General features: G+C 36.0%; 19 protein-coding genes. 8 read left to right on the top strand and 11 right to left on the bottom strand.

Annotated features, from left to right (window positions below; translation table 11 throughout):
- Window positions 1-51: 51 nt before the first annotated feature.
- Genes V7Z48_RS08140 through pheT form a run of 3 tightly spaced genes read right to left on the bottom strand, consistent with a single transcriptional unit; the run spans window position 52 to window position 3,375 of the window.
- Window positions 52-420: a diacylglycerol kinase family protein gene (locus tag V7Z48_RS08140; protein WP_334112913.1), complete on the bottom strand. Its 369-nt coding sequence runs from the start codon at window positions 418-420 to the stop codon at window positions 52-54.
- A gap of 10 nt (window positions 421-430) precedes the next feature.
- On the bottom strand, window positions 431-931 hold the full coding sequence (gene tpx / locus V7Z48_RS08145; RefSeq protein ID WP_334112914.1) for a thiol peroxidase: 501 nt from the start codon (window positions 929-931) through the stop codon (window positions 431-433).
- 17 nt (window positions 932-948) lie between these two features.
- A complete protein-coding gene (gene pheT / locus V7Z48_RS08150; protein WP_334112915.1) occupies window positions 949-3,375 on the bottom strand; it encodes a phenylalanine--tRNA ligase subunit beta in 2,427 nt (808 codons plus the stop codon).
- Between the two features lie 118 nt (window positions 3,376-3,493).
- Between pheT and V7Z48_RS08155 the strand changes: the two genes are divergently transcribed.
- Window positions 3,494-4,708, top strand: coding sequence for a peroxiredoxin family protein (locus V7Z48_RS08155; protein WP_334112916.1), 1,215 nt, complete (start codon window positions 3,494-3,496; stop codon window positions 4,706-4,708).
- 72 nt (window positions 4,709-4,780) lie between these two features.
- On the opposite strand, the gene recG is transcribed toward V7Z48_RS08155, so the two are convergent.
- The gene (gene recG, locus V7Z48_RS08160; protein WP_334112917.1) at window positions 4,781-6,922 is read right to left on the bottom strand and encodes an ATP-dependent DNA helicase RecG; all 2,142 of its coding nucleotides are present in this window, start codon (window positions 6,920-6,922) and stop codon (window positions 4,781-4,783) included.
- A 192-nt stretch (window positions 6,923-7,114) separates the two neighbouring features.
- Here recG and V7Z48_RS08165 point away from each other — a divergent pair, with 192 nt between their 5' ends.
- Entirely contained in the window at window positions 7,115-9,115 is a 2,001-nt protein-coding gene (locus tag V7Z48_RS08165) for a M1 family metallopeptidase (protein ID WP_334112918.1), read from the top strand.
- 1 nt (window position 9,116) lies between these two features.
- Here the strand turns inward: V7Z48_RS08165 and V7Z48_RS08170 are convergent, their stop codons facing one another.
- Together V7Z48_RS08170 and V7Z48_RS08175 are read right to left on the bottom strand one after the other, a co-directional pair.
- Window positions 9,117-9,635, bottom strand: a complete 519-nt coding sequence (locus tag V7Z48_RS08170) for a DUF7935 family protein (RefSeq protein ID WP_334112919.1) — start codon at window positions 9,633-9,635, stop codon at window positions 9,117-9,119.
- A gap of 109 nt (window positions 9,636-9,744) precedes the next feature.
- Window positions 9,745-11,022 (bottom strand): amidohydrolase, encoded by a 1,278-nt coding sequence (locus V7Z48_RS08175; protein WP_334112920.1) that lies wholly within the window; start codon window positions 11,020-11,022, stop codon window positions 9,745-9,747.
- 154 nt (window positions 11,023-11,176) lie between these two features.
- Here V7Z48_RS08175 and V7Z48_RS08180 point away from each other — a divergent pair, with 154 nt between their 5' ends.
- The gene (locus V7Z48_RS08180; RefSeq protein WP_334112921.1) at window positions 11,177-13,492 is read left to right on the top strand and encodes an ATP-dependent helicase; all 2,316 of its coding nucleotides are present in this window, start codon (window positions 11,177-11,179) and stop codon (window positions 13,490-13,492) included.
- A gap of 11 nt (window positions 13,493-13,503) precedes the next feature.
- Complete coding sequence (locus V7Z48_RS08185; RefSeq protein ID WP_334112922.1) at window positions 13,504-14,124, top strand: L-threonylcarbamoyladenylate synthase; 621 nt, start codon at window positions 13,504-13,506, stop codon at window positions 14,122-14,124.
- A gap of 71 nt (window positions 14,125-14,195) precedes the next feature.
- On the opposite strand, the gene V7Z48_RS08190 is transcribed toward V7Z48_RS08185, so the two are convergent.
- The 3 genes from V7Z48_RS08190 to V7Z48_RS08200 all read right to left on the bottom strand — a co-directional run bounded on the left by V7Z48_RS08190 (window position 14,196) and on the right by V7Z48_RS08200 (window position 16,598).
- The gene (locus V7Z48_RS08190) at window positions 14,196-15,053 is read right to left on the bottom strand and encodes an OmpA/MotB family protein (RefSeq protein ID WP_334112923.1); all 858 of its coding nucleotides are present in this window, start codon (window positions 15,051-15,053) and stop codon (window positions 14,196-14,198) included.
- Between the two features lie 95 nt (window positions 15,054-15,148).
- The gene (locus tag V7Z48_RS08195; RefSeq protein ID WP_334112924.1) at window positions 15,149-16,138 is read right to left on the bottom strand and encodes a glycosyltransferase family 2 protein; all 990 of its coding nucleotides are present in this window, start codon (window positions 16,136-16,138) and stop codon (window positions 15,149-15,151) included.
- 13 nt (window positions 16,139-16,151) lie between these two features.
- Complete coding sequence (locus V7Z48_RS08200) at window positions 16,152-16,598, bottom strand: type I restriction enzyme HsdR N-terminal domain-containing protein (RefSeq protein ID WP_334112925.1); 447 nt, start codon at window positions 16,596-16,598, stop codon at window positions 16,152-16,154.
- Between the two features lie 107 nt (window positions 16,599-16,705).
- On the opposite strand from V7Z48_RS08200, the gene holA reads away from it, so the two are divergent.
- From holA to V7Z48_RS08220, 4 genes are all read left to right on the top strand, one after another.
- Window positions 16,706-17,710: a DNA polymerase III subunit delta gene (gene holA / locus V7Z48_RS08205; RefSeq protein WP_334112926.1), complete on the top strand. Its 1,005-nt coding sequence runs from the start codon at window positions 16,706-16,708 to the stop codon at window positions 17,708-17,710.
- On the top strand, window positions 17,711-18,079 hold the full coding sequence (locus tag V7Z48_RS08210; RefSeq protein ID WP_334112927.1) for a cupin domain-containing protein: 369 nt from the start codon (window positions 17,711-17,713) through the stop codon (window positions 18,077-18,079).
- A gap of 254 nt (window positions 18,080-18,333) precedes the next feature.
- Entirely contained in the window at window positions 18,334-18,576 is a 243-nt protein-coding gene (locus V7Z48_RS08215) for a hypothetical protein (protein ID WP_334112928.1), read from the top strand.
- Window positions 18,567-18,830 carry a type II toxin-antitoxin system RelE/ParE family toxin gene (locus tag V7Z48_RS08220; RefSeq protein WP_334112929.1) on the top strand — a complete coding sequence of 88 codons (264 nt, stop codon included), beginning with the start codon at window positions 18,567-18,569 and terminating at the stop codon, window positions 18,828-18,830. The genes V7Z48_RS08215 and V7Z48_RS08220 overlap by 10 nt, the downstream gene beginning before the upstream one ends.
- Before the next feature lie 482 nt (window positions 18,831-19,312).
- Here V7Z48_RS08220 and V7Z48_RS08225 read toward each other — a convergent pair whose 3' ends face one another.
- Together V7Z48_RS08225 and V7Z48_RS08230 are read right to left on the bottom strand one after the other, a co-directional pair.
- Window positions 19,313-20,083, bottom strand: a complete 771-nt coding sequence (locus V7Z48_RS08225; protein ID WP_334112930.1) for a hypothetical protein — start codon at window positions 20,081-20,083, stop codon at window positions 19,313-19,315.
- 83 nt (window positions 20,084-20,166) lie between these two features.
- Window positions 20,167-20,649, bottom strand: a complete 483-nt coding sequence (locus V7Z48_RS08230) for a hypothetical protein (protein ID WP_334112931.1) — start codon at window positions 20,647-20,649, stop codon at window positions 20,167-20,169.
- Between the last annotated feature and the right edge of the window lie 11 nt (window positions 20,650-20,660).

Genomic DNA, 20,660 nt, shown 5'->3' on the forward strand with positions numbered 1-20,660 from the left:
GTTTAAACAAAAATACAAATTACTAACGTTTATCCTAATGTATAATTGTATTTATAGCATCTTAGGTAAATAGATAAAAATTCCAATGATTACAGCTACTATTGAAGCTATAAAAACAGCTCCAGCAGCGATGTCTTTTATGAGTCCAATTTTTGTGTGGTGTTCAGGATGGATAAAATCGGCCAAATATTCAATAGCGGTATTTACGCCTTCAATACTTAGAACTAAACCAATCATAGCAATTTGAAACATCCATTCTATAGTAGTAATTTCAAAATAAAATCCAGCTAAAGTCGCTATTAAAGCTACCACTAGCTGGATTTTTATACTGGGTTCGGTTTTAACTAAAATGAGCATTCCTTTAAACGCGAAACCAACGCTTTTAAGTCGGTTTACAAAAAACGACTCTTTTTTAGTCATGATCTTCGTGTTATTCTATACAAGCAATTGCAGCGCTGTAATTTGGCTCGTCTACAATTTCGCCAACTTGCTCTGTGTAGATTATTTTGCCACTTTCATCAATAATGACTACACATCTAGAATGTAAAACTTCTAATGGTCCGTCAACAATGGTTAAACCGTAAGACTTACCAAAATTTCCATCTCTAAAATCGGATAAACTTACCACATTTGTTAAACCTTCAGCGCCGCAAAATCGTGCCAATGCAAATGGTAAATCTTTAGAAATACAAAGCACCGCAGTGTTTTCAAGGGAGCTTGCTTTTTGATTAAAAGTTCTAACAGATTGTGCACACGTACCTGTATCGACACTTGGAAATATATTGAGAACTATTTTTTTACCTTTAAAATCAGCGAGGGTTTTAACAGATAAATCCGTTGCTATCATTTTAAAATCGGGTGCCATACTACCAACTTGCGGAAGTTCACCTATAGTATTTACTGTTGCGCCTTTTAATGTTATTTGTGCCATATTATTTTATTTTTAAGTTATCGTAATTCTGCTCCTAGTTCTTGCTCAAAACTTGTTTGTAGGTTTTTCATTAATTTGTCAATTTGGCTGTCAGTTAGTGTTTTGTTTTCGTCTTGAATAGTAAAACTAATGGCATAACTCTTTTTGCCAATGGGTAAATTTTCGCCTTGATATACGTCAAATAAATTTACTTTTTTAAGCAATTCTTTTTCTGTTTTGAAAGCAAGCTTATAAATTGCGTCAAATTGAACGTCATTATTCAAAAGTAAGGCAAAATCTCGTCTTACTTCAGGATATTTAGGAATAGATGTGAACAAAATGCTATTCTCTTGAACCAATTTTAAGATGATATCCCAATTAAAATCAGCGATTAACACCTCCGATGGTATACCGAAATATTTTTGAATCGATTTTTTCACCACGCCAAACTCAACAATGGTTTGCCTATTTACAGTTAGACTTAAACCTTCCGAAAGTACGTCTATCGTTTTAGGTGAGCTGCTAGTTTGTGTGATGCCGAGACGATTTAGAGCCGATTCTACAATTCCTTTTAAATGGAAAAAACTACTCGGTTCAGTTTTTTTTGTCCAGCTTTCTTTTGATTTATTTCCTGTTATGAAAAGGGTTAAATGTTTATATTCAGATTGTTTATCTGAGAATTGGTGATAGGTTTTTCCAAATTCAAACAGTTTTAAATCCGATTGTCGGCGGTTTAAATTATATGCCATAGCTTCTAAGCCTGAGAATAGCATCGACTGACGCATCACACCCAAATCTGTGCTTAAAGGATTTAAAATATGAACGTTGTGTTCAGCTTTTAAATCGGAGTCCAACTCCGTAAACTTGGCATTGGTTAGCGAGTTGCACATAATTTCATAAAACCCTTGCGCCACTAATTGATTACCGATAATGTACTGCAATTTATGATCGTCAAACTTTGAGCTGGTACCAATGGAGGCATTAAGCTTGTCGGTGGTTTTTATGTTGTTATAACCATATACTCTTAAAATTTCTTCTATTACATCTGCTTCTCTGGTAACATCATTTCTGTAGGCTGGAATGGTGAGTCCTAAACCAGTTTCAGTAACATTATTGACTTTTATTTCGAGGGATGTTAAGATAGATTTTATAGTTTCTTTTGGTATTTCTTCACCGATTAAAAGTCTGGTATTTTCAAAATTGAGACGTACTTGGCAATCTTCAATTTTTTTTGGGTAGACATCAATAATATCGCTGGAAACTTTTCCGCCAGCAATCTCTAAAATTAATAGGGTAGCGCGTTTTAACGCGTATTCAGTAATGTTGGGATCTATGCCGCGCTCAAACCTAAACGAGGCATCGGTATTTAAACCGTGTCGTTTGGCTGTTTTGCGGACAGCTATTGGACTAAAATAAGCACTTTCTAAAAATATACTGGTTGTACCATCGCTAACTCCAGAATCTTTACCACCGAAAACACCAGCGATACACATAGGTTTTTCAGCATCGCAAACCATTAAATCTTCCTCGTCTAAGATGCGTTCTACACCATCAAGACTTATAAATTTCGTGCCTGTTTTTACTGTTTTTACTTCAATTTTATTGCCTTTTATTTTAGAGGCATCGAAAGCATGCAGCGGTTGTCCTAATTCGTGTAACACATAATTCGTAATATCTACAATATTGTTAATTGGCCATAAACCAATCGCTTTCAATCTGTTTTGAAGCCAGTTTGGGGATTCTGCAACTTTTAATCCGCTTATGGTAACCCCGCAATATCTTGGGCATTTTTCTTTGTCCTTAACCTCAACATCAATTCTCAGACCACGGTTATCAACATGAAAAGCACTTACCGATGGCGTAATCAATTCAGGATTTATATCCTTTTGAATTAATCCAGCCTTAAGGTCGCGCGCTACACCAAAATGGCTCATGGCATCGGCACGGTTAGGCGTTAGGCCAATTTCAAAAACTTCATCGTCCTCAACTTCAAATATTTCAGCGCAGGACAAGCCTGCTTTCAATTTTGAATCTAAAATCACGATACCATCATGCGAAGCACCTAATCCTATCTCGTCTTCGGCACAAATCATACCTTCGCTTACTTCACCTCGTATCTTGCCTTTTTTTATAGTCCATGCTTCACCTTCAGCAGAATAAAGCGTCGTGCCAATGGTAGCTACGGGTACTTTTTGCCCCACGCCAACATTAGGTGCGCCACAAACTATTTGTAAGGGCGTTTTTTCACCTATATCAACCGTGGTTAGTTTTAGTCGGTTGGCATTTGGGTGCTGTACACAGGTGAGCACTTCGCCAACAACTATGCCTTTTAATCCGCCTTTAACAGATTGAAAGTGCTCGATGCCCTCAATTTCTAATCCTAAATCCGTAAGTAATTCGCCAGTTTTTTCAGCCGGCCAATCGGTATTGATGAACTGTTTTAGCCAGTTATATGAAATTTTCATGCTCAATGATTAATTGCCGGGCAAAGATAACAAATCAAGGTCGTTATATAAACGCCGAAAGTATTTTTATGCCTGTTTTATTAACTTATTCATAACTTCGCAAAAAAAATGTAGCCACATGAGAAGTGTATTCGTATTAGTTTTGTGTGTTTTAATTTTTGGATGCCAACAATCTAAAACTACTAACAAATTGGAAATTGGTTTTTACAGAGCGACATTAGCCTTGCAAGACAAGGAAGTATTGCCTTTTAATTTTGAAGTGACTAGCGACTCAACTTTGGTTGTTTTCAATGGGGAAGAACGTATTGAAGTGGATGAAATTACCATTAAAAATGATTCTGTTTTCATTCAATTTCCAGTTTTTGAAGGTTATGTGGCGGCGACTTTCAAAGGAAAAAATTTAAAAGGAGATTTTATCAAAGAAAGTGTTGGTAGAGTAGTGCCGTTTGAAGCTGAATTTGGCAATAAGGAACGATTTTTAACCGAAAATGAAGCAAAGTTTAACGTAGATGGTATTTGGGAAGTTGTTTTTAGTGAAGGCATTGAAGCAGATGAATACAGTGCAAAAGGATTATTTAAACAAACTGGAAACAAGGTTACTGGTACTTTTAGAACCACCACCGGAGATTATCGATTTTTAGAAGGTGTAGTTGATGGTTCGCAATTAAAATTGTCTGCTTTTGATGCCTCGCATGCCTTTTATTTTACTGCCCAAGTGAATGATAGCAGTATGAATGGTAATTTCTACTCTGGAAATCATTTTAAAGAACCATTTACAGGTACACGAAATGCCGACTTCGAACTTCCAAACGCCAATGAACTTACTTTTCTAAAAGAAGATTATGAATCCTTGGACTTTTCATTTCCGGATGCATCAGGAAAACTGGTTTCGTTAAGTGACGCGCAGTTTAAAAATAAAGTCGTTGTAGTTCAAGTTATGGGTACTTGGTGTCCTAATTGTTTAGACGAAAGCAAGTATTACACCCAGTATTACAATCATCATAAAAGCGATGATTTAGCTTTTGTGGCCTTAGCGTTTGAATATGATAAAACACCTGAAAAGGCCTTTGATAAAATTTACAGGTTAAAAGAGCGTTTACAAATTAACTATCCTATTTTGCTTGCCCAATACGGCGGTATTAATAAAGCCGAAGCACAACAAAAACTACCAACGCTCAATCATGTATTGAGTTATCCAACCAGTATTTTTATTGATAAACAGGGTAAAGTGCGCAAAATTCACACGGGCTTTAACGGGCCAGCAACCGGTGACAAATTTGTAGAATTCAAAAAGGAGTTTGAAGGATTTGTTGCGGAATTATTAGCTGAATAGTTGATGCCTTGAATTAACCTATTTTTCTGTAGATAGCGCTGATTACTCCAGTTTTTTTTAAATATCTACTATTTAAGAAATATAATTCCAAATATTTTTATACTTGGTTAATGCGCGATAGGTTTTCAAAATAGCAATGTTTCCTGATTGATTCAAGCCTGGATCGGATTTTAAAATTTGTTGTGCGCAGAATCTGGCGTGTTTCAATAAGTCTTTATCTTTAACGATGTCAGCAATTTTTAGGTTCAATACACCACTTTGTTGGGTGCCCATGATATCGCCTGGCCCGCGAAGTTTTAAATCTACTTCCGCAATTTCAAAACCGTCGTTGGTGCGGGTCATGGTTTCTAGCCTGGTTTTACTGTCGTTGCCAAGTTTATGGCTGGTCATTAAAATGCAATAACTCTGTTCAGCACCACGGCCAACGCGCCCTCGTAACTGGTGTAGCTGGGAAAGCCCAAAACGCTCCGCACTTTCAATAACCATTACTGAAGCATTAGGTACGTTTACGCCAACTTCGATAACGGTTGTAGCAACCATGATTTGTGTTTCACCGTTTATAAAACGTTGCATTTCAAAATCTTTATCCGAAGGTTTCATTTTACCATGAACAATAGATATTTGATAAGTGGGTATTGGAAATTCTCTTACTATACTTTCGTAACCATCCATAAGATCTTTATAGTCCATTTTGGCACTTTCTTGAATAAGCGGATACACCACGTAAACTTGACGGCCTTTGCTTATTTCATCTCTCATGAATTTAAATACCTTTAAACGATTGGTGTCAAATCTATGAACCGTTTTGATGGGTTTTCGTCCGGCTGGTAGCTCATCAATTACCGAAATATCAAGGTCGCCGTAAACACTCATGGCCAATGTTCTTGGAATGGGTGTTGCAGTCATCACTAAAATATGCGGTGGAGTCGGGACACTTTTTGTTTCCTCATTTTGGGAGGATTGGGTTGGGCCTTTCTTCCAAAGTTTGGCGCGTTGGGCAACTCCAAATCGGTGTTGTTCGTCTATAATCACCAGACCCAAATTATTAAAAACAACCTTGTCTTCGAGTAAGGCGTGCGTACCAATTATAATTTGTAAACTGCCATTTTGCAGCGTTTCGTCAATCTCTTTTCTTTCTAAAGTAGTACTTGAACCAGTGAGTAATTTAATACTGATGTTCAACGGCTTACACAGTTCAAGTAATCCATTATAATGTTGTACTGACAAAATTGCAGTCGGCGCCATTAAGCAAGCTTGAAAACCGTTGTCAAGTGCCATTAACATTGACATGAAGGCCACTATGGTCTTGCCTGAACCTACATCACCTTGAAGTAAACGATTCATTTGAGCATTACTGCCTAAATCTTGACGAATTTCTTTGAGAACGCGCTTTTGAGCGTCGGTTAATTCAAAGGGTAAATGTTGGGTGTAAAAGGTGTTGAAATAGTCGCCTACTTTTACAAAAGTGAGTCCTTTAATTTTGGATTTATGAATTAGGTTTTTTAAAATTAGTTGTAGTTGAATGTAAAATAATTCTTCAAATTTTAATCTAAATTCAGCCTTGGCCAATAGGTCTTGATTTTTCGGAAAATGAATATTGAATAAAGCATCCGATTTGGAAATTAATTTCTGCGAATTCAGTAAACCGGGGGAAAGTGATTCTTCAAATTTTCCTTTGGTTTCTAAAAACAGTTGCTGCATAATTTTCGAAACCACCCGGTTGGTAATGCCTTTATTCGAGAGTTTTTCTGTTGAAGGATAAATGGCCTGCATGGCAGAGCGCAAGTTTTGTTCGTGCTCAGTAAGTAATTCCATATCAGGATGCGGCATGCTATAAACACCGTTGAACCAACTCGCTTTTCCAAAGATTACGTATGCTATATTACGCTTTAAATTCTCCTTAATCCATTTAATGCCTCTAAACCAAACCAATTCCATGCTGCCTGTTTCATCTTGAAACGTAGCGACCAATCGTTTGCCGTGTTTTTGTGAAATCTCCTGTATATTTACAATGGTTCCAATAACTTGAATCTCGGAGCTGTTATCTTGTAATTGGTTGATTTTATAATATTTGGTTCGGTCAATATAACGATTGGGAAACAGATTAATTAAATCTTGGTAGGTGTGAATGCCCAACTCAGAGCGCAACAAATCGGCACGGTTTGGGCCGACACCTTTTAAATAATCGATGGGAGTTTGTAAATTGACGCTCATTAAGCGAATTTACCAAATTCCTGCGAAGGCATGATTCTCCTATTAAAGGAAATTCATTATTTATTAAAATCTATCAATTTTGGTTTGTCAAGTAGCACTTGAGGTGCAATAACTAATCCGAATTAGTGTTTTAGACTCAGACCTTCATATAACTGACAAATTATTGTATTTTGGTCTTACACAATTATGAATTTGAAAACTTTAATTTTTAGTGTAATTAATGCTTTTGCTGTTTTAGGTGTTTCAGCACAACAGCAAACAGCGGTAGATTTTACAGTCGCCAATTACCAAATAACTATCAATCCATTAACTAAAGAGGTTTCTGGCAGTGGCGAATTGATTTTTGACGTTTTGAAGCCTGTCGATTCCATCTTCATTGATGCGCATTATATGGAATTTGAATCTCTTGAGTTGAATAGTTCAGAAGTTAAATATAATGTTCATACCAACAAATTGTTGATTCACCATGATTTTGAGCCTTCAAATAAAAACAGCTTAAGTTTTAATTTTAAAGCGTACCCTAAACAAACCATCTATTTTGTTGGTTGGGATAGCGATGCACCTAATCAAGTTTGGACCCAAGGTCAAGGTAAATATACAAGCCACTGGTTGCCAAGTTTCGACGATGTAAATGAGAAGTTGATTTTTAATGTTTCAGTAGATTTTTATTCGGATTATTCTTTGAATAGCAATGGTTTACTTATTGAAAAAACCATGATTAACGATAGTATTTCTCGTTGGACTTACCAAATGAAGCAACCGATGAGTAGTTATTTGGTAGCGATTGCGGCTGGCAGGTATAGCAACATATTTGATAAATCAGCTAGCGGAATTCCACTTGAAATGTATTATGCGCCTTACGATTCTTTAAAAGCTGAACCAACCTATCGCTACACCACAGAAATCTTTAATTTTTTGGAAGAAGAAATAGGAGTAGCCTATCCATGGGAAATTCACAGGCAAGTTCCAGTTCATGATTTTCTTTATGCCGGCATGGAAAACACGACCTTAACTATTTTTTCGGATAGTTATATGGTTGACGACAGGGAATTTAACGACAAAAACTATGTAAATGTAAACGCACACGAGTTGGCACATCACTGGTTTGGTAACTTGGTCACAGCGCAATCAAGCGAACACCATTGGTTACATGAAGGTTTTTCAACCTATTATGCACTATTGGCGGAACGTCATGTTTTTGGCGATGATTATTTTTATTGGCGACTTTACGAATATGCCAATCAACTCAAAGCACAACAACAATCGGGTTCCGCTACGGGCTTACTGAATGCTCAAGCCAGTAGTTTAACCTTTTATCAAAAGGGTGCTGTTGTTTTATATCTCTTAAGGAAAAAAATAGGTGACAAGGCTTTTAAAAATGCAGTCGCTAATTATTTACATAAGCATTCGTTTGCCGCGGCTAAAACTTCAGATTTTATAAGGGAATCGGAGGCAGAAAGCGGTATCTCGCTCTCTAATTTTGTATCTAAATGGCTAGAAGAGAACAGTTTTGATTATGATGATGTTTTAGAAGCATTGAAAGATGACAGTATGTTAATTAGAGATTATGAAATGATTGACTGCGAGTTATTTCAGTCTAAATGCAAGGATTATTTAACCATGCCATTAGACCCTAAAATAAAGTCGAAACTCATTGCGCAATATCCAAATTTAATTAATCAAAATCACTTTAATGAAGGTTGGGAAGTCAGGCAAGCCATTGCAATAACTTTGACTGAGATACCGGAAAAGCTGAAGTCAAATTTTGAATCATTATTACAGGATACATCTTATGTTACGGTTGAAAGTGCACTTTATAAGTTATGGACTAATTTCCCAAAAGACAGAGAAAAATACTTAGACAAATTAGAGGAAGTAGAAGGAAATAACTTAAAAAATGTGCGACTCTTATGGTTAGCCTTGGCCATTGCAACACCTGAATATAAAATTGACAATAAGAATCAATTTATAGAGGAATTAATCAACTACACTTCAAAAGATTTTAGTTTTGAAATCAGGCAGTCAGCATTTAGCTATTTGAAAATGCTTAATTTATGGAGTCCTGACGCATTAAACAATCTTTACGAAGCTTCAAAACATCACAATTGGAGGTTTCAAAGTTATTCAAAAGAAATAATTGAAAAATTATCAGCTCAATCTCGGTATAAAGAATTTTTTAACTCAAAAAATTAGATTACCACAAATCGCTCACCTCTTTTTTAATATAAGAAAGCGCCGCGCTACTCGGTGCTTGTTTGTCCATCAGTTCGGTTAATACAACTTCACGTAGTTTGTTGGCTGTGTCAGTTTTTTCAAGCATGTTGGCTTTGCGAATTAATTGTATGGTGGCATTTTTAGCGGCCGATATAATACTCCAACATTCATCTGAAACATAAATTTGTTGCGACAAATTATGCTCAAATTCCTGTTCAATACTTGCTATAAGTAAAGACTCGTAATCGTTTTTATTTGAGCTTTTTGGACTTACTCTAATTAATAATTTAGAAGGCGAGATGCGCTCTAAAAAAAGGGCCATTCGTTCGTAGGCTTGAAGTCTGAGTGGAAATGCTTCTTTTTGAATTTCGCGCTGCAAATGATAACGTCGTTGGTGAAATTCATTTTCAATATGTTGTTTAAAAAAGTAGTAAGCGATACCTCCAGTTATTAAAGCAGGTATGGCATAAAGGGCTAAGTCGAAAAGTTTGGTATCCATAACAAAAATTGATTTTTATAATCTCAGCCCAAATATATACAATCTATTAAAAGTCTCGAAATAATGAAACAAATGATTAAAGCCAAAAGTTCAGATGTTCTAAAAAGATTTAGTTTTTAGTATTTAAATAATCAAAAGTAAGCGCTACAAAAGTTTTTACGCCTAAGAGCATGCCACTTTCATCAATCATAAAATCGGGTGTATGATGCGGAAAGGCTTCGGTGTTTCCAGGTGTCATTCCTCCTAAAAAGAAGTAAAACCCTGGAACAACTTCTTGAAAGAAAGAAAAATCTTCGCCACCAGTGGTCGCTTTGCAAAGTTGTACATGATCATCTCCAGCCACTTTTTGGAGTGATGGCAACATTTGAGCCACCAAATTGGGATTGTTAAAGGTGATCCCAGCATTATTCTGAAAGGTGATTTCAGCTTCGCCACCATAAGCTTTCGCTAGTGTTGTAACCATTTCGGTCATTCTGCGTTCAATTAAGGTGCGCATTCCTTTGTCAAGGGTTCGAACAGTACCAATCAATTCGGCCGATTCTGGAATAATATTAAAACGAGTGCCCGCCGTTATTTTACCCACTGTGATAACCGCAGCTTCCTTAGTTAGAGGTGCTTCGCGACTTATAATAGTTTGTAATCCATCAATGATTTTGGCTGAAATTAATATAGGATCAACGCCAGCCCAGGGCTGTGAGCCATGGGTTTGTTTGCCTTTTACAGTTATAACAAATCGCTCGACCGAAGCCATGATGCCTCCGGGTTTGTACTCTATAGTTCCAACTGGCGTGTCTGAGCTTATGTGTAAACCAAAAATAGCATCTACCTTAGGGTTGTTCATCACGCCTTCTTTTATCATTAATTTGGCACCACCTTCTTCGCCCGGCGGTGGACCTTCTTCCGCAGGCTGGAAAATAAACTTGACCGTACCGTTAATTTTCTCTTTGTGTTTGGAAAGTATCTCGGCCACACCCATTAAAATGGCAATATGAGTGTCGTGACCGCAAGCGTGCATCACGCCCGTTGGAGTTCCTAAAAACTCAGTTTTTACTTCTGATTTAAATGGCAAATCGTTGCGTTCGGTTACTGGCAACGCATCAATATCCGCTCTTAATGCTACTACTTTTCCTGGTTTATCACCTTTAAGTATTGCAACCACGCCAGTTTTTGCGATACCGGTTTGAACCTCTAAGCCCAGACCTTTTAAATGTTCTGCAATTTTTTCCGCCGTGTTAAATTCTCGATTTGACAATTCAGGGTTTTGATGAAAATACCGACGCCATTCAATAATTTTCGATTCTATTTCGGCAATATCTGCTTCAATATTCGTATTTTGAGACTGCATAAATTGGGAGCAGATAAAAAGTAATATTACGAGCTTTTTCATGTGGTATAATTGTTATGGATAGTTGAATTTCTAAATATATTTAAAAATTGAATGCAGGCGCTCATTTTAGTCCAATTGTTTATAATTATTGATAAATCTGTTACCCAAAAAGCATAACAATGGTTAATTTCACGTTTTTAAAATTTGAATTAAATTGAAAGAATATCTCAGTCAGCTAAACGATGCGCAACTGGCGCCAACAACCCATGTTGATGGCCCGCTAATGGTAATTGCCGGAGCAGGATCTGGAAAAACACGGGTGCTCACGTTTCGAATTGCTTATTTAATGAGTAAAGGCGTCGATCCTTTTAATGTTCTTGCGCTCACATTTACCAATAAGGCTGCCAGAGAGATGAAATCGAGGATTTCAGAGATTGTAGGAAGTAGCGAAGCAAAAAATTTATGGATGGGAACCTTTCACTCCGTATTTGCCAAAATACTTCGTATTGAATCGGATAAATTAGGTTATCCCAGCAATTTCACCATTTACGACACCCAAGATTCTGAGAAACTTATTTCTTCGATTATCAAAGAAATGAATCTGGACAAGGATATTTACAAAAACAAACAAATACGCTCCAGAATTTCTTCATTAAAGAATAGCTTGATTACGGTTCGTGCCTATTATAACAATCCTGAACTAATCGAATCAGACGCCATGGCCAAACGTCCGAAAATGGGTGAAATTTACAAAAACTATGTCGACAGGTGTTTTAAAGCGGGCGCCATGGATTTCGATGATTTATTGCTAAAAACCAATGAATTATTAACGCGGTTTCCTGATGTCTTGGCCAAATATCAAAACCGATTTAGATATATTCTTGTAGATGAGTATCAAGATACCAACCATTCGCAGTATTTAATTGTAAGAGCTTTGGCTGATAGATTTCAAAATATTTGTGTGGTTGGCGATGATGCCCAAAGTATCTACGCTTTTAGAGGCGCAAATATTAACAATATTCTCAATTTCCAAAGGGATTATGATGAGGTGGCAATGTACCGTTTAGAGCAAAATTATCGCTCGACCAAAACTATTGTAAACGCGGCTAATTCGATTATTGCCCACAATAAAAGTAAAATAGATAAGGTTGTTTGGACCTCGAATGATTCTGGTAATAAAATTAAAGTACACCGATCCTTAACTGACGGTGACGAAGGTAGATTTGTGGCTAGCACCATTTTTGAGGTGAAAATGCAAGAGCAACTACACAATAAAGATTTCGCGATTTTGTATCGTACCAATGCGCAGTCTAGAGCAATGGAGGAAGCTTTACGAAAGCGTGATATACCGTATAGAATTTTTGGAGGCACATCGTTTTACCAGCGAAAGGAAATTAAAGACATTCTTTCGTATTTACGACTCATTATCAATCCTGCCGATGAAGAAGCGTTAAAACGGATTATTAATTTCCCTGCTCGAGGCATTGGGCAAACCACTATTGATAAACTAATTATTGCCGCTAATAAACATGACAAGAGTATTTTTGAGGTTTTAGAAAATCTCAATTCGATAGATATGGGTATCAATGCTGGCAGCAAAACCAAATTAAACAATTTTGTTACGATGATTCAAAGCTTTCAGGTGATGAATCAAAATGTGAATGCTTTTGAATTAACCGAACATGTTGCCAAAGTATCAGGTTTGTTGCGCGAATTCAAAAAAGACGGCACGCCCGATGGTGTAGCTCGTATGGAAAACATCGAAGAGTTAATCAACGGTATTAAAGATTTTGTGGAAGGTCAGAAGGAAATTGCCGATAGCACAGCTTCACTGGCTGAATTTTTAGAAGACGTCGCTTTGGCAACCGATTTAGACAATGAAGATTCCGACGATAACAAAGTAGTGCTGATGACCATTCACTTAGCAAAAGGACTTGAATTTCCTCATGTGTTTATCGTAGGAATGGAAGAAGATTTATTTCCAAGTGCCATGAGTATGAATACGCGCTCTGAATTAGAGGAAGAACGCCGCTTGTTTTACGTGGCACTAACCAGGGCAGAAAAGCAGGCTTATTTAACGTATACCTTAACCCGCTATCGTTGGGGAAAACTTATTGATGCAGAACCAAGCAGGTTTATTGAAGAAATTGACGATGCGTATTTAGATAACATCACACCTATGCAAGAGCGTCGATTTAATCCGATGCTAGATGCTGATATTTTTGGTGATGTAGAACCCAATGTGGTAAGGTTTAAAAAGCCAACTATCAGAAAAAAAGAAGCAGTACCACCAAAATTTGTAGCCCCTAAAAACTTAAAACCTGTGACCAAAACAGACACTGCTAAAACATCAAATCTGTTTGACGACAAATTAGTGGTGGGCAATATTGTTTCGCATTTGCGATTTGGCAAAGGAGAAGTTTTAAAGATTGAAGGTGCCGGAACCGATATAAAAGCTGAAATTAATTTTGAGCACGGTGGCGTTAAGAAATTATTACTGCGTTTTGCTAAACTTGAAATTTTAGGTTAAATTGTAGTCAGATGGCGGAATTTATAAAGTTATTTAACGAAAATCCAAACCCGAAACAAATCAAACAGGTTGTTGAAGTGTTAAGACGCGGTGGTCTCGTTATTTATCCAACTGATACAGTTTACGGTTTGGGCTGCGATATTACCAACATAAAAGCATTAGAACGCATTGCACGTATTAAGGGTGTGAAGCTTGAGAAAAGCAATTTCTCATTTATTTGTCACGATTTGAGTGATTTAAGCGATTATATCAAGCAAATCGATACAGCAACATTTAAAATCTTGAAGCGCGCATTACCGGGACCTTACACGTTTATTTTGCCAGGAGCAAAATCCTTACCACATCCGTTTAAGAAGCGTAAAACGGTTGGTATTAGAATTCCTGATAATAATATCACTTTAGAAATTGTGCGACAACTTGGTAATCCGTTGGTTTCAACTTCTATTAGAGATGAAGATGAAATTTTAGAGTACACTACCGATCCTGAATTGATTTTAGAAAAATGGGACAATCTCGTAGATTTAGTAATAGACGGTGGTTATGGCGATAATGAAGCTTCAACCGTCATCGATTTGTCTTTAGAGCCACCCGAAATTGTGCGTCAAGGAAAAGGCAGTATAGAAATTTTTTAGTTAATCATTTATTACCACAAAAAAACCCATCCTAAAAAGAATGGGTTTTGATTTTTTATGTTTGGAAAGTCTTAATTTCCTTCAGCTAATTTTTTCATTTCTGTCTCAACCATTTCGTAGAATTGATCGATTTTAGGAAGCACTACAATACGAGTACGTCTGTTTTTGGCTCTATTTTCAGCTGTGTCATTTTCAACTAAAGGCACGTGGTAACTTCTACCTGATGCGATTAATTGTTGTGGATTCACTTCTAAGCTTTCAAGTACGCGTACAACAGAAGTAGCACGTTTCACACTTAAATCCCAGTTGTCTAACAACACATCTCTTTTGTAAGGAACATTGTCGGTGTGTGCTTCAACCATAGCCTCAAAATTAGGCTTGCTATTGATTACTTTCGCCACTTTAGCTAAAATCTCTTTAGCACGGTTGGTTACGTTGTAGCTTCCGCTTTGAAACAGTAACTTATCAGCAATCGAGATAAAAACAACCCCTTTTTCAACATTAATTTCAATGTCTGGATCGCTAATACCAACTTCTCTCTTTAAAGAAGTTACAATTGCCAAGGTTACACTGTCCTTTTTAGTTAGTGCATCTTGTAATCTGGTAATTTTTAAATCTCTTTCTTTTAAGCTTTCAAGTGAACGTTCTAAGTTTTCAGCACCTTTTTGCGTAAGGGTTGTTAAATTTCCTTTAGTGTCAATTAAGTCTTGATTAGATTTGCGCAAATCTGCTAACTGGTCTCTTAACCCTTCAACACGTGCATTGGCTGCAGCAGCGTCTGAAAGGCAAGTGTTAAGTTTTACTGTTGCTGTGTTTAGTAAATCCTGTGTTTCTTTGTGTTTGGCTTCAAGTGCAGCATATTCTTTTTTAGAGACGCAAGACCCTAAAATAAACATCGATACCACACTTAATAAGATTAGTTTTTTCATAATTGGAAAATGATTAATTCAGTTGTTTTATAGTTTTACAAAATTATTCAAAATATATGCCAAATTTGCAATAGTTATTAAAAACATTAACATATTTATAAACTATTGTAAGATTGGCGTTTCAGGGCAAAATAACGCCATACAATCGAGTTTATTTTATAGTAGTTTTTACGCTGATTTATCTGTGCTCTTTCATTCAATAATTTTGGCAACATTGAGTAGAAATTTAAGTGCGATTTTAAAATTGCCAATACATGTTTTGGTTGCATTAAAAACAAAAACCTTAAGGCAGCCAAACCATCAAGTATTAATCTTATAAAGATAATAAACAGCAGATTACCAGAAGCATTTTTAGTAAGCGCAAATAAACCGTTTCGGAAATTCAGGTATGTTTTCTTTGGATTTAGGTTACTTAAGGTACCACCACCTAAATGATAAACAGTAGAAGCGCCAACATAATGAACCTTCAAATTACTGTTGAAGGCGCGCCAGCACAAGTCAATCTCTTCCATATGGGCAAAAAAATCGTCGTCAAAACCACCTAGTTGTTCAAAATCTTTGGCTCGTATAAAAAAACAGGCACCAGAAGCCCAGAAAATTTCTGCGCTGTCATTGTATTGACCTTGATCGGTTTCTAAGGTATCAAATAGTCTTCCTCTACAATAAGGATAACCATATTTATCAATAAAACCGCCAGCAGCACCTGCATATTCAAAAGTATCTCTTTGTTTGAAATCAAGAATTTTGGGTTGAATGATGGCTGTTGCAGGATGGTCTTCAAAATGCTTGATTATTGGACTTAACCATCCAGAAGTAACTTCGACATCATTATTCAACAAACAAAAAATATCTGCATCAATTTTTTTTAAAGCCTGATTATAGCCACCAGCGAAGCCGTAATTGTCATCATTTTTTACAATAGAAACATTTGGAAAAGATTGTTCTAGGTAGGCAATTGAGCCATCGGTTGAGGCGTTGTCGGCAACATATATCTTAGCCTCATGAGAATATTTCAAAACAGAAGGCAAAAATTGCTCAAGCAAGGCCTTTCCGTTCCAATTGAGTATAACGACTGCTATTTTCAAATTTTCATGGTTGTTATGGTTGGTACGAAGGTAAGTTTTCTAAAAATTGATAGCGCTGTTCTTTGTAATCCATTTGGCAATAATAATGATTTAAACCATTAGTCACCATCAAATAAGTAGCATTTAAGGCTAAATTATATCGTGCAATTTGATCAAATGTGGTTTGGTTAATTATGACGGTTGGTGCTTTACATTCCACCATTAAATGAATCCTACCATCAGGATTAAAAACCACAATGTCATAGCGTTTGGTTAACTGATTTATCGTTATTTTTTTTTCAATATTGATATGTGATTTCGGGAATTTTTTTTCATTCAGAAGAAACTGAATACAATGCTGTCGCACCCATTCTTCTGGTTGAAGTATCACAAATTTTTTACGGATAGCATCAAAAATAGATAGGTTATTTTCGTTATTTTTGAAACGGAATGAATACTGCGGAAAATTTAGCTTTTGCAAAGAATGGTTGTTTGATGTTTCAAAGTTAAACCACAATTGACAAATACCAAAGGCACGATGGTTTAAAAAAGTTTTCCCTTTTATCTAATTTTTCAAATTTCAACGTTTTGGACGAAGTAAAACAATTGGTGGCTGATATTCAAAAAGGAAATATCAAGCCTTTTTATTTGCTAATGGGTGAAGAGCCATACTACATCGATAAAATTTCTGAATACATAGAAGCCAATGTTTTAGACGAAGCAGAAAAGGGTTTTAACCAAATGGTGATGTATGGTTATGATGTTAGTGTTGAGGATATTGTGAGTAATGCCAAGCGGTTTCCTATGATGGCAGACCGACAAGTTATTATCGTAAAAGAAGCGCAAGAACTGTCTAGAACCATAGAAAAATTAGCCGATTATGCTTTGCAGCCACAACCTTCTACGGTTTTGGTAATCAATTATAAATACAAAAAAATAGACAAGCGTAAGGCTTTGTATAAGGCAGTTAACAAAACAGGTTTGGTATTTGAAAGTAAACCACTTTACGAAAATAAAGTACCTGATTGGATCAGACGCGTGTTATCAACCCAAGGTTATACCATCGTACCTAAAGCCGCACAAATGCTGGTTGAATTTCTAGGAACAGATTTAGGGAAAATCAGTAACGAGCTTAATAAGTTGCAAATTGTCTTGCCCTCGGGAACGCAAATTACACCCGAACACATCGAAGAAAATATCGGCGTTAGTAAGGATTACAACAATTTCGAATTACGCAAAGCCATTGGCGAACGAAACGAGGTAAAAGCGTTTAGGATTGTTAAATACTTCGCTGAAAATCCTAAGGACAATCCATTTGTGGTGACGGTGACCTTACTATTCAGTTTTTTTTCGCAATTATTGGAGTTTCATGGTTTGCAGGACAAATCACCGCGATCGGTGGCAGCCGCCTTAAAAATCAATCCTTTTTTTGTGAATGATTACATTCAAGCAGCGCGAAATTACCCCATGAAAAAGGTGAGTGGTATTGTTTCTGTTTTGCGTGATTTTGATGCTAAAGGAAAAGGCGTTGGTGCCAATAATATTCCCCAAGGTGATTTGCTAAAGGAGCTTTTGGTTAAAATATTTAGATAAATGATTCGATTATTAACAGCGCTATTGTGTATCTCAGTTTTACTAAGCTGTACACAAAACCCAAAACTTCCAGATCCCTTAGAAGCTGGATGGAACGGCGAAAAGGTGTGCGAAGTAATTCATGAAGACGATGACATTCGAGTTTTAAAATGCACTTTTCCACCGCAAATAGGGCATGAGCTCCACTACCATCAGCCGCATTTTGGATATACGTTGGTTGGCGGTACTTTTCAAATTACGGACGAAAGTGGCACGCGAACCGTTGAAGTTAAAACCGGATCAAATTTTAGAAATACCGAAATTATTTCGCACGAAGTTTTAAATGTCGGTACGACCACGGCCGTGTTTTTGATTACGGAGATTAAATAGATGATGCTTAAAATTTACCGCTTCAATTTTTAAATATCTCAACTGTAAATATAACTACCTAAAGATGATGCTCAAATTAAAATTAAAGGATTTTGCTATATTTGAGAAAACTAACGTATAACCAACCATTTGCGGAAAAATGTCAGATTCGTTGATGATATAAGAAGTTGGCAACAAGCTATCTAAACACATTAATCCAACCAAAATAAAGACTGAATTGATAATTTTGTATCTTTGATAAAAAGCTGAATAAAATGAATTTAGAAGCTCGAAAAATAGAATTTGTGCAGGAATTTTTAAAACTTCAAAGTGAAGACGTTATTTCACGCCTTGAAAAAATCCTAAGAAAGGAAATTAAAATATCTGAAAAGGACGATTTGAAACCTATGACAATTGAGGAATTTAACTCTCGAATTGACCAATCAATGACAGATTCAAAAAATGGTCGGATGATTGAAGCTAGAGAATTAAAAGCTAAGATAGACAAATGGAATTGACAGTTTTTTGGACTGATTTTTCACAAAAAGAACTTAAAAATATTTATGAATATTATCGTGAAAAAGCAGGAGTTCGAATTGCTAAAAAACTTGTTAACGGAATTTATGATGAAACTTTAAAACTAAAAACCCAACCTAGAATTGGACAAGAAGAGGAACTTTTAAAGTATAGAAAACAAGAATTCAGATATTTAGTCTACGAAAATTATAAGGTCATTTATTGGATTAACGAAAAGAAAATAGAATTGAAATAAATGATGTTTTTGACACCAGACAAAACCCCATAAAATTAGAACGAACAAAATAAAAGTCAGTTGCCAACACCGTGTAACACGCATTGCTTCTGAATTTCCTCTAGGAAAATCCTCGCAATCGTGTAGGTTTGTGTTTTTTAAGTATCTTAGTTTCTTAAACCACACAACGCCTGTTACAGAAAAACATTGAGCATATCCAAGGACGGATCAACCGTATGAATAAAATCTACATAATTTATAGTTACTCCATAGATACTCCCACCTTACGCCCTAGCAAAGCCTAGGTAAAGCCCACCCTTGGCTTTTTTAGAATAATTCTAATTAAAGCTGTTTTTGAGGCTGTTCCCAGTATTTTTAAATGCTTCTGTCTTTACACCAAAAAAATCTAAAGAAAGCGTGTTAAATAGTGCATCCGATTTGAAACAAAAAAACCTGCTGGAATTTCCAACAGGTTTTCATTTGGCAGTCAAAATGAAGTGCTATTAATCATCCAATAAATCTGCGTATTCTTTAATCAGATTTTTAATTTGATTTGCCAAAACAGTGTTGCCATCAGGATCACTTGGGCTAATTTCAATCAATCCGTCATTATTGTTGTCAGTTGCATTTGATAAATTTACCATGCTAAACAAGCCCGCAAGGTCAAATTCTATAATAACGCTGTTAAAGCCGTTTGAGATATCTAGAGTTTGATTGGTGTCTTCATAATCAATTTCAAATTCTACCTCAAAATTGTGCCAGAATATAAATGGCAGACCATCGATGGTACCTTCAATTAGAATGGTTTTCCCAAATAAATCGCTATTTGGATTGCTGTTGCGGTCAAATTCAAATTCAATTTCTTCAAATATTACATTGGCTGGCACATCTACGGTTGTAATGGTATTTACACCTGTAAGTACATCTACTTCAAACGGACCTCTAAGTTCAATTTCGTCGTCACCATCGTAGAAGCCGTTATAAAGCGCACAATCAAAGATATTATTGTTGTCATCATCATCATCATCGTCATCGCAAAAATCATCGTCGAATTCTAATTCAATTTCCTTGATATTGATTTTAAATTTAGTGACTTCTACCATAGCATTGGCATTTCTGTTTTGTCCGTTAGTACTGGTTATGGCTTTGGTTTTAATCGCAAGTGAAGCGGTTTCGAAATTATTGTCGTCATTATCGTTGGAGCACGAAGTAAGTATAAATACATACACAAGTGCTACAGCTAAGGTTAAAAATTTTGTTCTTAAAGATTTCATGTTTTATAGGTTTTAGTTCTTTATTATAAAACAAGTCAAGCCTTGAAATTCCTACCCTAAAAAGACTAAAATTTTAAAATAAATTAGTTATAATATTTAAGTGCTTCTATTTGAGAGCGATAATCAAATTGTAAATCTTCGTGAAGTGTGGTAATTTTTTTCTCTAATGCAATAATTTGTCTGTCGTAGAGATTGCTCAGTGTGATATTTTGATGGATATTGGGCGAGATTTCATTCAATTCGGCACAAAAATAAAGTAGCAATTCTACTTCCGTTTCCTTTTTTAGGGAATATCGCGCATAAGTCTTGAGCTGACGTAAAATTTTTCGAACGCTTTTTTTGATGTAAAAATAACTGTTGCTATTGATACTCTGGAACTCTTGATTTAAACTTTCTTTTACCGAGGCAATGTATTGTGCTTCATCATGTGCTTCAAATAATAAATAGGTAAGGAGTGATTTGTTTTCTTTTTTGAAACGCGTGAGTCTTAGGCATAGTTCTATGAGCTCGTCGCTATTGAGATGTTGTAATTCTTTTTTTATTTGAACAATATTGGTCGTTTTCAATTAAATTTATT

It is taken from the genome of Paucihalobacter sp., from assembly GCF_036825875.1.
Lineage (GTDB): Bacteria > Bacteroidota > Bacteroidia > Flavobacteriales > Flavobacteriaceae > Paucihalobacter.